The sequence below is a fragment of the Desertibaculum subflavum genome, assembly GCA_003576705.1.
Classification (GTDB): domain Bacteria; phylum Pseudomonadota; class Alphaproteobacteria; order Ferrovibrionales; family Ferrovibrionaceae; genus Desertibaculum; species Desertibaculum subflavum.
Genome location: QOZS01000086.1, coordinates 1 through 13893 on the forward strand (window position 1 = coordinate 1; position 13893 = coordinate 13893).

The 13893-nt window shown below is 71.3% G+C and carries 12 protein-coding genes; 8 read left to right on the forward strand and 4 right to left on the reverse strand.

Annotated elements, in window-relative coordinates:
• From DT074_RS26170 to scpB, 4 genes are all read left to right on the forward strand, one after another.
• The coding region (locus DT074_RS26170) for an SPOR domain-containing protein (protein WP_368744920.1) at positions 1-439 on the forward strand (439 nt) is incomplete at its 5' end.
• Positions 426-1451, forward strand: coding sequence for a beta-N-acetylhexosaminidase (gene nagZ, locus DT074_RS26175; protein WP_119422801.1), 1026 nt, complete (start codon positions 426-428; stop codon positions 1449-1451). The genes DT074_RS26170 and nagZ, both read left to right, overlap by 14 nt.
• 68 nt (positions 1452-1519) lie before the next feature.
• Entirely contained in the window at positions 1520-2344 is an 825-nt protein-coding gene (locus DT074_RS26180) for a segregation and condensation protein A (RefSeq protein ID WP_368744921.1), read from the forward strand.
• Positions 2341-2991: an SMC-Scp complex subunit ScpB gene (gene scpB, locus DT074_RS26185; protein ID WP_119422802.1), complete on the forward strand. Its 651-nt coding sequence runs from the start codon at positions 2341-2343 to the stop codon at positions 2989-2991. Before DT074_RS26180 ends, scpB begins: the two co-directional genes overlap by 4 nt.
• A gap of 1 nt (position 2992) precedes the next feature.
• On the opposite strand, the gene DT074_RS26190 is transcribed toward scpB, so the two are convergent.
• Both DT074_RS26190 and DT074_RS26195 read right to left on the reverse strand, forming a co-directional pair.
• Positions 2993-4504, reverse strand: coding sequence for a GH3 family acyl-acid amido synthetase (locus DT074_RS26190; protein ID WP_119422803.1), 1512 nt, complete (start codon positions 4502-4504; stop codon positions 2993-2995).
• Entirely contained in the window at positions 4505-6763 is a 2259-nt protein-coding gene (locus tag DT074_RS26195) for a penicillin acylase family protein (protein WP_119422804.1), read from the reverse strand.
• Between the two features lie 138 nt (positions 6764-6901).
• Between DT074_RS26195 and DT074_RS26200 the strand changes: the two genes are divergently transcribed.
• From DT074_RS26200 to DT074_RS26215, 4 genes are all read left to right on the forward strand, one after another.
• Positions 6902-8113, forward strand: a complete 1212-nt coding sequence (locus DT074_RS26200) for a hypothetical protein (protein WP_119422805.1) — start codon at positions 6902-6904, stop codon at positions 8111-8113.
• Positions 8114-8134: 21 nt separating this feature from the next.
• Positions 8135-9076, forward strand: coding sequence for an NAD(P)-dependent oxidoreductase (locus DT074_RS26205; RefSeq protein ID WP_119422806.1), 942 nt, complete (start codon positions 8135-8137; stop codon positions 9074-9076).
• Positions 9077-9088: 12 nt separating this feature from the next.
• Complete coding sequence (locus DT074_RS26210; protein WP_119422807.1) at positions 9089-10852, forward strand: cation:proton antiporter domain-containing protein; 1764 nt, start codon at positions 9089-9091, stop codon at positions 10850-10852.
• Between the two features lie 66 nt (positions 10853-10918).
• Entirely contained in the window at positions 10919-11884 is a 966-nt protein-coding gene (locus DT074_RS26215; RefSeq protein WP_119422808.1) for a fatty acid desaturase family protein, read from the forward strand.
• Positions 11885-11890: 6 nt separating this feature from the next.
• Here DT074_RS26215 and DT074_RS26220 read toward each other — a convergent pair whose 3' ends face one another.
• Positions 11891-12304: a hypothetical protein gene (locus tag DT074_RS26220; protein ID WP_119422811.1), complete on the reverse strand. Its 414-nt coding sequence runs from the start codon at positions 12302-12304 to the stop codon at positions 11891-11893.
• 23 nt (positions 12305-12327) lie between these two features.
• Complete coding sequence (locus tag DT074_RS26225; protein WP_119422809.1) at positions 12328-13662, reverse strand: MFS transporter; 1335 nt, start codon at positions 13660-13662, stop codon at positions 12328-12330.
• Between the last annotated feature and the right edge of the window lie 231 nt (positions 13663-13893).

The window sequence follows — 13893 nt, forward strand, 5'->3', positions numbered from 1 at the left end:
GGCGCCGCCCGCTGCCGTCGCCAAGGCGGCGCCGAGCGCACCGGCCGAGAAGGCGGCGCCTGCTCCGGCGGCAGCCCCGACCCAGCCTTCGCCGGCGCCATCCACTGCCGCACCGGCTTCGCCGCCGCCCGCCGTGAGCGAGAAGGCCGCGCCCGCGGTGGCGAACGTCGCGCCGGCCGCGGGACGCGCCGGCACCTACCGCATCCAGCTGGCTTCGGTCGGCGACAGGAAGGCTGCGGAGGGCGAGTGGCGGCGGCTGACGCGGGCGAACGGCGATGTGCTGGGCAAGCTCACGCCCAGCGTGGTGACGGTCGATCTGGCGGGAAAGGGGACGTTCCACCGCCTGTCCGCCGGCCCGTTCGCGGATCGCGGCGCCGCGGCCGAGGCCTGCGAAGCCCTGCACAAGCGCAAGGTCGGGTGCTTCGTTGTCGCGCCCTGATGCGCGGCCGCGGGCGGTCATCTTCGGCTGCGCCGGGCCCGAGCTGAGCGGCGACGAGGCGCGGTTCTTTGCCGAAACCGATCCGCTCGGCTTCATCCTGTTCCGCCGCAACTGCCAGGAGCCGGAGCAGATCCGCCGCCTCGTGCGCGCCCTGCAGGCGAGCGTCGGCCGCGACGATGCGCCGGTGCTGATCGACCAGGAGGGCGGGCGCGTGGCGCGCCTCGGTCCGCCCAACTGGCCGCGCTTCCCGAGCGGGGCGGAGATCGCCCGGCGCTGGCGCCAGGTGCCCGAGATGGCGATGGAGACGGCATGGCGGGCCGGCCGGATGATCGCCGCCGAGCTGGCGCCGCTCGGCATCGATGTCGACTGCGCGCCGGTGCTGGACGTGCCGGCGCCGGACGGCCACGACATCATCGGTGACCGCGCCTATGGCGCCGAGCCGGCGCCGGTCATCGCGCTCGGCCTTGCCTTCGCCCGCGGGCTGCTCGATGGCGGCGTGCTGCCGGTGATCAAGCACATCCCCGGCCACGGCCGGGCGACGGCGGACAGCCATCTCGACCTGCCTGTCGTCGCGGCGGACCGCAAGGCGCTGGCCGCCACCGATTTCGCGCCGTTCCGGGCGCTCGCACACCTGCCGATCGCCATGACGGCGCATGTGGTCTACAGCGCGCTCGACGCCGCGGCGCCGGCCACCTGCTCGGCCAGGGTGATCGCCGAAATCGTGCGCGGCGAGATCGGCTTCGGCGGCCTGCTGCTGTCCGACGATCTGTCGATGAAGGCGCTCACCGGCAGCTTCGCTGCCCGGACCGAGCAGGCGCTGGCCGCCGGCTGCGATGTCGCCCTGCATTGCAACGGCGACCCCGCGGAGATGCAGGCGATCGCCGGCGCGGCGCCCGCCATGTCGCCGGCCGCCTGGGCGCGCTGGCAGGCCGCGGCGGCGCTGCGCCGGCCTGCATTGGCGATCGACCGCTCGGCCTGGCGCGAGCGGCTCGACCGGCTGCTGGCGGCCTGATTTGCGCCGGAGGCGAGGCTGTCACGAATCGTGCGCCGCCCGCGGCTTTGCGCTATGAGGCCCCTGTTGTGACCGAACTCGAAGAGGGCGTTCTGACCGCCACCACGGAAACCGAGCCGTTCGACGCGCCGGACCCGCCGTCGGCCGATCTGGTCGTCGACCTCGAAGGGTATGAAGGCCCGCTCGACGTGCTGCTCACGCTGTCGCGCGAGCAGAAGGTGGATCTGCGCCGCATCTCCATCCTGCGGCTGGCCGAACAATATCTCGACTTCATTGCACATGCGCGACGGCTGCGGCTCGAGATCGCCGCCGACTATCTGGTGATGGCGGCCTGGCTCGCCTATCTGAAGAGCCGCCTGCTGCTGCCGGAGCCGCCCTCGGAAGACGGCGAGCCTTCGGCCGAGGAGCTCGCCGCGCGGCTGACCCGCCAGCTCGAGCGGCTCGAGGCGATGCGCGACGTCTCCGGCCGGCTGATGGCCCGCTCGCGCATGGGGTTGGAGATGTTCCTGCGCGGGGCGCCGGAAGGCATCCGCGTCATTCGCAAGTCGATCTACGAGCTGAGCCTGGTCGAGCTGCTCAAGGCTTATGCCGACCACAAGGTCAGCCACACGAAGATGGAGCCGCTCCGCATGCGGCGCTCCTTCGTCTGGTCGGTCGACGACGCCTATATGCGGCTGAGCTCGCTGCTCGGCGCTCTGCCCGACTGGACCATGCTGGCGAGCTATCTGCCGCCGGATCTGAAGGACGCTTTCGCCGTCCGCTCCGCCTGGGCCTCGACGCTGGTCGCCTCGCTGGAGATGAGCAAGCAGGGCCGGGTCGAGATCAACCAGTCGGCACCGTTCGGCCCGATTTTCCTGAAGCCCATTCAGCGCCAAGAAGAAGATCCCGTATGAGCGTCGATCCCGCCCATATCCGCATCGCCGAGGCGCTGCTCTTCGCCGCCGCCGAGCCGCTGGACGAGAACACCCTGGCGCAGCGCCTGCCGGAAGATGCCAGCGTGCCGGACGTGCTCGCGGCGCTCGCCGCGCAGTACGACGGTCGCGGCGTCGGCCTGCAGAAGCTGGCCGGCCGCTGGGCCTTCGTCACCGCGCCGGACTTGGCGCCGCTGCTCAGCCGCTACAAGGAAGTGCCGCGCAAGCTGTCGCGCGCCGCTGTCGAGACGCTGGCGATCATCGCCTATCACCAGCCGGTAACCCGGGCCGAGATCGAGGAGGTCCGCGGCGTCGCACTGAGCAAGGGCACGCTCGACCTGCTGCTCGAGACCGGATGGATCCGCATGCGCGGCCGCCGGCGCGTGCCGGGACGCCCCGTCACCTACGGCACCTCCGACGACTTCCTCGTGCATTTCGGTCTCGACAGCCTGCAGGACCTGCCGGGCATCGACGAACTCAAGGCCGCCGGCCTGCTCGATCCGGGCCTGCGCCGCGACGCCATGGCCGGACCGCTGCCGGGCGAAAGCCCGGCCGAGGCGGACAGCGAGGATTCTCTGGACGAGCCGGAAGAGACCGAGGAAGAGATCCGCTCCGAGCCGGCCGCATAGCTCACGCCAGCAGCGCACGGCGCGCCGCTTCGAACCGCGCCGGGTCGCCGATCACCCGCGGCACCTTGTTCTGCCCGCCGAGCCGGCCCTGCGCCTTCATCCACCGCGCGAAGCCGCCAGGTGCAACGAGGTGCACTTCCGGTGCGCGCAGGCCGAAGCCCTCGGCACGGTGGGCGCGATAATCGTCGTTCAGCGCCGCTAGTTTCCTGTCCAGCGCTGCGGCGAAGGCGGATATCCGCGCCGGCGCCGGTGCATGTTCGAACTCCACCAGGAAGACATGGCCGCCGAGGCCGCCCGTCGGCAGATCGGCGCCGAGCGTGAAATCGGTCACCATGGCGCCGATCGCTTCCGCCGCCGCGGCGATGGCCGTCTCGATCTCCGCATCGATCAGATGCTCGCCGAAGAACGACACGGCCCAGCTGGTCCGCCCGGTGATCAGCACGCGCGGCGTCGCCCGGTCGACCACCGTCACCGTGTCGCCCAGGACATAGGCCCAGAGGCCGGCGCAGCTCGACAGCACGAGGGCGTAGTCGATGCCGGGTTGCATGGTGGCGACCCAGTGGCGGGTCGGGTGCGGCCGGTCGAGCTCATCCATCGGCACGAACTCGAAGAACAGGCCGTTGTCGATCATCAGTCGCAGGCCCTCGCCGGGCCCGCGATCGGCGACGGCGAGGAAGCCCTCGCTCGCCGGATAGGCCTCGCGCAGCTCTGCCTTGGACCCCGCCAGCCAGGCCTCGAAGCGCGGACGGTAGGGCGCGAAGTTGACCCCGCCATGCACCAGCAGCTCGAGCCGCGGGAAGGCTTCCGGCGCCGTGTCGCCGAGCCCCTTGGCGGCGATCTGCTCGAACAGGATCAAGAGCCAGCTCGGCGTGCCGGTAAGGAGCCGGATATCGGCTTTCGGTGCGGTGGCGGCGAGACGGTCGAGCTTCGTCTCCCAATCGCTCATCAGCGCGATGTCGAGTGGGGGAAAGCCGAAGCGTCGCGCCCAGGCGGGCAGCCGCGCCCGCGCGATGCCCGACAAGTCGCCGGCCACGATCCCGGGCGCGACCGTCGTGAGGTCGGTGCTGCCGCCGAGCATGAAGCTCTGGCCGCCGAACACCCGGCTTGCCGGGCGATGCGTGACGTGATGCACCAGCAGGTCGAGCGCCGCGCGCGTGTTGGACCGCAGCATCGCCGCCGTGCAGGGGATGTGCTTCGTGGCGCCCGAGGTGGTGCCGGAGCTGAGGGCGAAGAACGGCACCGGATCGGGCCAGGTCGCGCCGCGCAGGGTCGGGAAGGGCGGCTGCCACCAGTCGCGCCAGAAATCCTCGTAGCGGCGGAGCGGCACCTGGGCCTGGAAATCGGCGACCGACCGGATGCGATGGAACTCATGGGTCTGGCCGAAGCGCGTATCGGCGGCCCGCGCGACCAGGCGCAGCAGAAGCCGTTCCTGCGTCGCGGCGGGATCGAGGCGGGCCAGCTGGCGCCGGCGCCAGGCGGCGTAGAGCCGGAGCAGCGGGGTCGTGTCGAGCATCTATCGCGGCGACAGAACCATGCGATGCCGCGCGACCTCGCGCACAGCCTCTGGCGTCAGCGGCATCTTCACGTACTCGCCGCCGGCCCAGAGATCGCGCGCCTGGTCGAGGAAGGTCGTGCTGTTGAGCCAGCCGTCCTGGCCGCCGAGCAGCACGAACCAGTTGGCGTCCGGATCGGCGAGATCGGAGACGTGGCGGGCATTGGTGCCGTAGCGGGTGTCGTGGCGGCGGTCGGTCAGGGCATGCGCCGTCTTGTTCAGGGTCTCGTTGGAGCCATCGGCGGCGAGTTCGCCGAAGCGGTAGCGGCCGCCGATCAGTGGCACCTGGCCGAAGGCGTGCTGCAGCTGCAGGCGGTGCATCTCGCCCCAGCTGCCGAACCGCGCCGCAACCTCGGCGGCCTGGTCGAGCGCGGCGCGGAGATGGCGGCCGCGCACCGAAGGTTCGAGCTTGTCCAGATCCTGCATCAGCAGCTCGTAGGGCCGCCCGCCCGCCTCGATGGCCTGGAAGCCCTCTTCGCCGTAGACGGCGAGCACCAGCGGGTAGGTCGTCGCCTCGAAGACCAGCGCACCCCGGGAGTTCGCGCGGTAGTGCCCGTCCCAGCTTCGCATCAGGTCGAGCGTGGCCCGCTGCGCCGGCGTGAGGTTCTGCCCGTCGGCGAAGCCCAGCAATCCGTCGCGCAAGGCGATGGCGGAAGGCTTGGCGGTGTCGAGCTGCATGCGGCGCAGGTCGGCGACGGAGATCCTGCTGTCGCCGTCGAGCAGTTCCCGCATGCGACTGATGCGGTCGTCGCCGGAGAAGAACCAGCCGAGCGGGATCTCGGATTCCGCCGCCTTGTTGTTGGCCGAGGCGAGGTAGCCGCCGGCGGGGTTGTAGGCGAACGGCAGGTCGCGCGCGGTGACGATGCGGTCCCAGGCCGCGGCTTCCTCGACCGGTCGCACGATATCGGCCGGCGGCCGGTTCGCGCGCGCCGGCAGCTGCGTCGCCGTCACCTGGCCGATATTCCCGACCTTGTCGGCGTAGAGCATGTTGAGCGCCGAGATGGCGAAGCCGTCGAAGGCGGCGCGGAACGCCTCGAAATCGCGCGCGCGGTTGACCTTGAGCATGGCGGTCAGCTCGTCGGTCTGGCGATGGCCGATCCATTTCAGCGCCAGCCTCTCGTCGTCGCGGACCGGCACGGCCGGCGCGTCCGACACCAGCGGGCCGAGCGGGGTGTCGCGGATCTCGATCTCGCGGTCGAACCACCAGCGCACCTTGACGGTCTCGCGCCGGGTCGTGATCTCGCCGGGCGGCAGGCCGGAGGCGTCGAACAGGTCCGAGCTGGCCGCCCGCATGTTGGTGCCGCCCCAGGCGATCCACGGGTTGCGGCCGACCGCGACGAAGGGCAGGCCCGGCACCATCAGCCCGACGGCGTGATAGCCGGGCGACTTGATGCCGGCGAGCAGCCACAGGTTCGGCAGCTGGATGCCGAGATGCGGGTCGTTCGCCATCAGCGCCGCACCGGTGCCGCTGCGCCCGCCGGCCACCGCGATCGAGTTCGATCCGGTGCGCCCGACCGGCAGCAGTGCGTTCTCCAAGGTTGCCGAGCGGCGGTCGGGCGGCACGAGGAAGCTCGGCGCCGAAGTCGAGCCTGCGGCGACGAGGCGGCGCCAGAGGTCGGGCCAGTCCGGCCGCTCGCGCGCCGGCAGCAGCCGGAACCAGACCAGCCAGTTGACGTCGACCGCGGCAAGCCGGCCGAGCGCGATCACATGTTCCGCCGTCCATGGCTCGGGCGCGATGCCGCCGACCGCGAATTCATGCGGCAGCACGGCGAGCTGGGACTGGTAGTGGTTGATGCCGGCGACGAAGGCTTCGACGAAGGCGCGCGTCTCCGCCGGCATGCCGGCGACGATGGCCGGCGCCGCCTTGGGGATATCCAGGATGCGCAGCGAATGGTCGAGATCGGCGAGCAGCGGCCCGCCGAGTTCGGCGACCCGGCCATAGGCGATCCGGCGCAGGGTCTCCATCTGGGCGAGCCTGAGATGGGCATGCACGAGGCCGAGCGCGACGGCGAGATCGGTATCCGTCTCGGCCTCGATGAACGGCACCTGGCGCTCGGTCCAGTGAACGGTGACCGGCCGCTGCAGCGGCAGGCGCTCGCGCGGCATCGCCGCCAGGCGGTCACCGATCTCCGCTTGCCGCGGCAGTGGCGTCAGCACCGCGCAGCCGGCGGTGAGCAGGGAGGCAAGCCACACCATCATGACCATCCGCAACGGACGCATGCGTCACCCGTCCAAGATGCGTGCCCGAACACCCCGGGCACAGAATGTCCCGATCCCAGGTGGCTCGGCAAGCGTGTCGGGCTGGCGGTGCGGATATACACGGTCATAATGACGCTTCGGGCGGCGGGGAGAGGCGATATGCGGCTGGGTGTGGCGGTGGCGATGTTGGCGCTGGTGGCCGGTTCGGCGCTGGCCGCCGATCCCCCGACCTCGACCGTTTCGGTCACACGGCAAGGCGAGCAGGTCACGGTGAAAATCCGCAATGTGACGTATGCCCTGACCGGCGAGATCGTGTCGCCGCGGGCGCGGCGCGAGCGCCTGCTGCTGCGGCTGGATGCCACCACGACAGAAGTGATGGGCGAGAAGGGGATCGAAGGCAATGTGCGGGTGACGGCGCTGCCGCTCGACGGCAAGCCGGACGCGCTCTTCGAGATCGCCGAGAGAGGGCGCCATGCGGCGATCGACGAGGAGGGCCTGATCGCCATCGACCTCGACGATTGCTGCAGCTTCGAGCGCGCCTATTCCAGCCCGTGGACCGGCGAATTGCTGTTCCAGGCGAGCACGCCGCCGGCCTGGATCGAGATCGGTCGCGAGTTCCGCACCCATCGCGTCGCCGCCTTCCGCGCCGCCACCGACGACCTGATTGCCGCCGGCGCGTTGCCGGGCAAGGCGGTCGGGCTCATCACCTACGCCGCTGCGGATCGGGTGATCCGCCGGATCGTCATCGAGGCGCCGGACGAAAAGCGGGGGCGCGAGCTGCGCTCGATCTGGGACGAGCAGTTCGCGCTCGCCTGGATCGATGCCGCGACCGGATTGCCGCTGCCCTCCGACGTCGCCGCACGTGCCGGCACCCAAGCGGCATTGCGGCTGCTCTTCGTGCAGGCGAATGTCGATCTGCGCATCCCGCTGGTCGACGACGATCTGCGCGTCGACCGCATTGCCGATGGTGGTGGCCTCACGTTCACGCCGCTGCCGTCCATGCCGGTCGCCGGTACGTGGCGCGTGGTCGGCGGCGTCACCGCGCCATGGGCGAGCGGAACGATGCCGACGCCGATGATCGGTCGGCATGTCGTGTTCGGCCTTGCCGCCGTGCGCTCCGGCACCGTGCTCGACTGCGCGCGGGCACGATACGAGGTCCGCAACATGCCGCCCGAGGGGCTGTTCCAGGGTGGTCTCGCGCCGGAGCGGGCGGCGGCGCAGGCGACCCGCCTCGGCCTGCCGGCAGGCGAGATCGCCACGGTACTGCTGACCTGCGATGCCGGCCTGTTCGACTTTCACCTGGGCCCGGGCGGCAAGGCGCTCTTCGCGCTCGACAACGTGATCTATACGCTCGACCGCGTCTTGCCTTGAGGTCTGGCGGGAGGAGACATCGTGGAGCAGGAACCGCGCGTCGTCGCGCTGCTGGGATTCGGCGAGGCGGGCAGCGCGATCGCCCGCGGCCTCGCCGCGCCGTCGGGCTGGCGCAGCGGGCAATCCGCCGGTGCCAATGCGCGGCGCGAGATCCTGGCGATCGACATCGCGGTGGGGCGCGGCGCGCGCGGCGAGGCGCTGGCCGCCGCCGCGCGGTCGCTCGACATGCCGATCGCCGCGGCCTATGGCGCGGCGCTGGCTGCGGCCGATATCGTCTTCTCGGCCGTGCCGGGTGAAAACGCAGAAGATGCGGCGCGCGCCGCGGCGCCGCATCTCCGGCCGGGTGCGCTCTATCTCGACCTCTGCACGGTGACGTCGGCGATGGCCGAGGCCGACCGCGCCGTCATCGAGGCGGCCGGCGCCCGCTATGTCGATGTCGCGGTGATGGGATCGTTCCTCTCCTCCGGCCACAAGGCGCCGCTGCTGCTGGCCGGGCCGGACGCCGGCGAAGCGGCCGAGTGGCTGGTCGTCCAGGGCTTCGTCGCGACGGTGCTCGGCCCGCGGCCCGGAAGCGCGTCCGGCGTGAAGATGCTGCGCAGCGTGTTGATCAAGGGCATCGAGGCGCTGGCGGTGGAATCGCTGGTGGCGGCGCGCGAGCAGGGCATCCTCGACGAGGTGCTGGGCTGCCTCGGCGATGTCGATGCCCGGCCGTTCCGCGACTACCTGACCAACCTGCTGCAGACCCACGTAGTCCACGCGCATCGCCGCTGGGAGGAGATGGGCCTGGTCGCGCAGACGCTCGGCGAGACCGGGATCGAGCCGCTGATGACGGCGGCGATCCAGCGCTCGCACCGGCGGACGATCGACGCGGGGATTGCGCCGGCCGATGGCCGCGTGCCGGATCTCGACACCGCGCTGGCGCTGCTGACCGACCGCGTGGTCAAGCCGGCGCGCGGCGACTGAGCCCTCGGCGCGATGCAGCACACCGAGGCGCTGCCCTATCTCCGCGAGGCCATCGTCTTCCTCGCCGTGGCCGGCATCGTCGTGCCGCTGTTCCACCGCCTGCGGGTGAGCTCGGTGCTGGGCTTCCTGCTGGTCGGCGTGGTGATCGGTCCGCATGGCCTGGCCCGCGTCGCGGGCGAGGACGGGCTGCTGCGTCACATCGTGTTCGCCGATGCCGAGCTGGTGCGCCCGCTGGCGGAGCTCGGCGTGGTGCTGCTGCTCTTCGTCATCGGCCTGGAGCTGCCGCTCAAGCGCCTGTGGACCATGCGCGTCCAGGTCTTCGGGCTCGGCGGCGCGCAGATCGTCGTGACCGGGATCGCCATCGCAATCGGCGCGAAGCTCTTCATCGTCGCCGACCTTGCCGCCGCGGTCGTGCTCGGCGCCGCCTTCGCGCTGTCCTCGACGGCCATCGTCTCCCAGCTGCTGATCGAAAGCCGGCGTCTCGGCACGTCGCTCGGGCGCTCCGTCTTCGCCGTGCTGCTGATGCAGGACCTGGCCGTGGTGCCGATCCTGCTGCTGATCGGCGCCGCCGTGGCGGGCGAGGAAGCGGTCAGCTGGCTCGCGGTCGCGCTCGCCTTCGGCAAGGCGGCGCTCGCCGTCGCCGCGATCTCGCTCGCCGGCGCGCTGCTGGTCGGACCGTTGTTCCGCCTGGTCGGGGCCTTGCGGAACCGCGAGATGTTCATGGCGGCGAGCCTGCTGGTGGTCATCGCCGCCGCCACCGCGACCGGCGCCGCCGGTCTTTCCATGGCGCTCGGCGCCTTCCTCGGCGGCGTCATCCTGGCCGAGAGCGAGTATCGCCATGCGGTCGATGTCGAGATCGAGCCATTCAAAGGCCTGCTGCTGGGGCTCTTCTTTCTCTCCGTCGGCATGGGCATCGACCCGGCGGCGACGGCGGCACAGGCCGGGACGATCGCGGCACTGCTGGTCGGCCTCCTGGCGCTCAAGGCCGGCATCGCGGCGGCGCTCTGCCGCATCTTCGGCCTGCCGGGCGCCGCCGCCATCGAAGCCGGGCTGCTGCTCGGCCAGGCCGGCGAGTTCGGCTTCATCGTGGTCGGCGCCGCGGCGCAGGGCGCGCTGTTCGACGCGACGACCGCGCAGCTGATCTACGCCGTGGCCGGCCTGTCGATGCTGCTGACGCCGCTGCAGGCGGTCGCGGCACGCCGGCTGGTCGCGCGCATCGAGGCGGACGGCGCCGAGCGGGCGGCGGCGGATGGCCTGGGCAGTCTCGGCCGGGTCGAGGGCCATGTCATCGTCGCGGGCTTCGGGCGGGTCGGCGTCACCGTGGCGCGGCTGCTGGATGCCGAGGCGGTGCCCTATGTGGCGCTCGACCTGAACGCCGACGCCATCGGCGCCCACCGAAGAGATGCCCTGCCGGTGTTCTACGGCGATGCCAGCCGGACGGCGATCCTGCGGCTCGCCGGCGCCGAGCGGGCGCAGGCGCTGGTGATCACCTTGGACGAGGCCGCGGCGGTGGCGCGCTGCCTGCAGGCGGCCCGCCGCGAATGGCCGGCTCTCCCCATCTATGCCCGGGCGCGCGACCTGAAGCATGCCCGGGAGCTGATGGACCTGGGCGCCACCGAGATCGTCCCGGAGGCGGTGGAGGCCAGCCTGCAGCTCGGCGGCCGGGTGCTGGCCGGGCTCGGCATCGGCGAGGCGGTGGTCGGGCAGCGGCTGGAATTCGAGCGCGAGCGGCTGACCTTGATCCGCCCGCCAAAGCCGCCCGATGGCGATGCCTAGGCCGAACGGCAGATCGGCCCATCGGCGGGCTCGACGGCGGCGGTGCACAAGTCTTAACCTGCAACCATGACTCGTGTCGCCGACCTGCTCAGCCCGGATGAAGTGCGGCAGTTGCGCCGCCGCTCCGACCTTGTCGGCGCGGCGCTGGTGCTGCATGGCTGGGCGGTGATCCTCGGCGCCATGACGCTGTTCGCCTGGTGGCCGAACCCGCTGACCTTCCTCGCCGCTGTCATGCTGATCGGCGCGCGCCAGCTCGGCATCGCCATCCTGATGCACGACGCCGCGCATGGCCTGCTGTTCGCCAGCCGCGGCCTGAACGAATGGGTCGGGCGCTGGCTCTGCGCCTATCCGGTGGCGACCGATCTCGACCGCTACCGGCCCTATCACCTGAAGCACCACCGCTTCACCCAGCAGGCCGAGGACCCGGACCTGCAGCTCTCGGCGCCGTTCCCGATCACGCGGAAGAGCCTGTGGCGCAAGATCGGCCGCGACCTCGCCGGCATCACCGGCTATCAGCGCCGGCGCCTGCAATTCCGCGCGGCCATGGGCCCGGCGTCGCTGCCGCTCGGCCGCCGACTCGGCAATCTCTGGCGGGTCGAGCGTGGCGCCTTCATCGCCAACGCCGTGCTGTTCGCCGGCCTCGCCGCCGCCGGCCACTGGTATCTCTATCCGCTGCTGTGGCTGCTGCCGCTCCTCACCTGGTACCAGCTGGTGAGCCGGATCCGGAACATCGCCGAGCATGCCGTGGTGCCGGACAATGACGACGCGCTGCGCAACACCCGCACCACCCGCGCCGGCTGGATCGAGCGGGCGCTGGTCGCGCCGTACTGGGTGAACTACCACCTCGAGCATCACCTGTTTCTTTTCGTGCCGTGCTGGCGCCTCCCCGCCGCGCATCGGCTGCTGCTCGCCAAGGGCCTGGCGCCGCGGATGGAGCTGCGCTCGGGCTACCGCGAAGTGCTCAGGCTCGCCACCTCCGCGCTCGACGACGCGACGCGCGGCGGCGGCAAGCCGAAGCCGCAATTCATCTGAGCCTTCTCACGGTTTCGCGTTGTGGATCAGGTAGGCGGCGATTTCCGGCGGCCGGATCTTCGGCGGCTTGAGCTCGCCGGTGCCCAGGCTCTGCTGCACAATGAAGTGGTTCTCCGCGTTGGTCGGCTTGACCTTGAAGATGCCGCCGGCGCCCTTGATGCCGGGATAGAGCGTCGGATCGACCAGCCGCTCCTTGCGCGCCAGCCGCTCAACCGCCGCTGCCTCGGTCAGGTCCTCCACCGCCTGCTTCTTCAGGAGCTTCCAGTCGCGCTGGCCGGCATGGCCTTCGAGGTTGAGCTGGCCGATCGCCGCCTCGGCGCTCTCCTCCGCCACGCCCAGCTTGTAGATGTGCTTGGTCAGGCCGACGCTGGCGCCCCAATCGGCGAGGCCCTTGCTGGCGGCGACGTAGATGAACGGCATCGGCATTTCCTCCCGCTGCGATACTAGCGCCTGACGCGTGTCAGGAGCGGCACTGCGGCGGCCAGCAGCGCCGCGATCAGGAACGCGGTGCCGAAGCCTTCGAGCCCCGGCCGGCCGGCATTGAGCAGCTGGAACAGCAGGGTGAACAGGCTGGCGCTGGTCACCACGCCGATGGTGCGGGTCAGCAGGGTCAGGCTGCCGGCCACGCCGCGCGCGGCGGCCGGCATGCGGGCGGTGACCACGTCCAGATAGGCGATCTGGAACAGGCCGGCGCCGAAGCCCTGCAGGGCGAGCGCCAGCAGCAGCAGGGGAACCGGCGTCGATGCTTGCCAGGTGGCGATCAGCCCGAGCCCGGCCGCGAGCAGGACGGCGCCGATGGCCAGCAGACGGCCGGGCGGCACGCGGCCCGCAAGCCGGCCGCCGACCGGCGAGGCCGCCATGGTGCCGAGCGGCCCCGCCGTCAGGATCAGCCCGATGGTGAGCGCCGGATAGGCGAGCACGCGGTCGAGGAAATAGGGGACCAGCAGGAGCGGCACGAAGGCGGCGAGCTGGGCCACGATGTTGCCGAGGTTGAGCAGGCTGAACTCGGCGGCGCGGAACAGGGTGAGGTCGATCAGCGGCGCCTTGGCGCGGCGCTGCTGGAGGATAAAGGCATAGAGGCCGGCGGCCGCCAGGGCCGCCAGCGGCAGCGCCTGCCAGCCGCCATCGGCAACTGCGCGGAGCTGGTTGAGCGCCAGCAGGAAGGCCGCGAGCGTCACCGCCAGCAGGACCGAGCCCACGAGGTCGAAGCGCTCCCGCGCCGGGCTGCGCGGCGCGATATCCGGTGCGCGGAACAGCAGGCAGGCCGCCAGCGCCAGCGGCGCGCGGAACCAGAACACGGCGCGCCAGCCGCCGAGCTCGACCAGCAGGCCGCCGACGAGCGGCCCGAGCGCGGCGCCGACGGCGAACAGCAGGGTGTAGACGGCGAGCATCCGCGCCCGCTGCGATTCCGGCGCCAGCGCGGTGACCAGGGCCGGGCCGCAGCTCGCGATCAGCGACGCGCCGATGCCTTGCATGACCCGCGCCGCCAGCAGCCATTCGAAAGTGGGCGCCACGGCGCAGAGCAGGAAGGCGACGCTGTTCCAGGCGAGGCCGAGCCGGAACACGAAGGCATGGCCGTAGAGATCGCCGAGCCGGCCGCAGGCCAGCATCAGGCTGCCATGGGTCAGCATGTAGCAGATGATGACCCACTGGATCGACGCGATCGGCAGGCCGAAATGCGCCGTGATGGCCGGGAAGGCGACGTTGACCGTGATGTCGAGCGGCACCACCGCGGTCCCGAGGCCGATCAGGAAGATGCGCGTCAGCCCCGGGCTCATTGGCGGTCACATTAGCCGAGTCTGGGGCGAGATGACTCCTCCCCCAACTTGTTGGGGGAGGTAGGTGGGGGTTTTTGTGTTTTGCCCATCCGTGGCGCGACGGCGAGGAAAAACTGAGCAACCGGCTACATGTCGGACACTACAGACCGGATACATGCCTGACAGTCTCCTCGGTTTGTTCCGCTTTGCGGCGCCCCGGCCGGGGCGCCGCAAAGCGGCGGAGTTTCTTGG

Bases quoted from the DNA above. Each gene is read 5' to 3' on its own strand.
- scpB (WP_119422802.1), top strand. From the start codon at position 2,341: ATGAGCGTCGATCCCGCCCATATCCGCATCGCCGAGGCGCTGCTCTTC.
- DT074_RS26190 (WP_119422803.1), bottom strand. From the start codon at position 4,504: ATGCTCGACACGACCCCGCTGCTCCGGCTCTACGCCGCCTGGCGCCGG.
- DT074_RS26195 (WP_119422804.1), bottom strand. From the start codon at position 6,763: ATGCGTCCGTTGCGGATGGTCATGATGGTGTGGCTTGCCTCCCTGCTC.
- DT074_RS26200 (WP_119422805.1), top strand. From the start codon at position 6,902: ATGCGGCTGGGTGTGGCGGTGGCGATGTTGGCGCTGGTGGCCGGTTCG.
- DT074_RS26210 (WP_119422807.1), top strand. From the start codon at position 9,089: ATGCAGCACACCGAGGCGCTGCCCTATCTCCGCGAGGCCATCGTCTTC.
- DT074_RS26215 (WP_119422808.1), top strand. From the start codon at position 10,919: ATGACTCGTGTCGCCGACCTGCTCAGCCCGGATGAAGTGCGGCAGTTG.
- DT074_RS26220 (WP_119422811.1), bottom strand. From the start codon at position 12,304: ATGCCGTTCATCTACGTCGCCGCCAGCAAGGGCCTCGCCGATTGGGGC.
- DT074_RS26225 (WP_119422809.1), bottom strand. From the start codon at position 13,662: ATGAGCCCGGGGCTGACGCGCATCTTCCTGATCGGCCTCGGGACCGCG.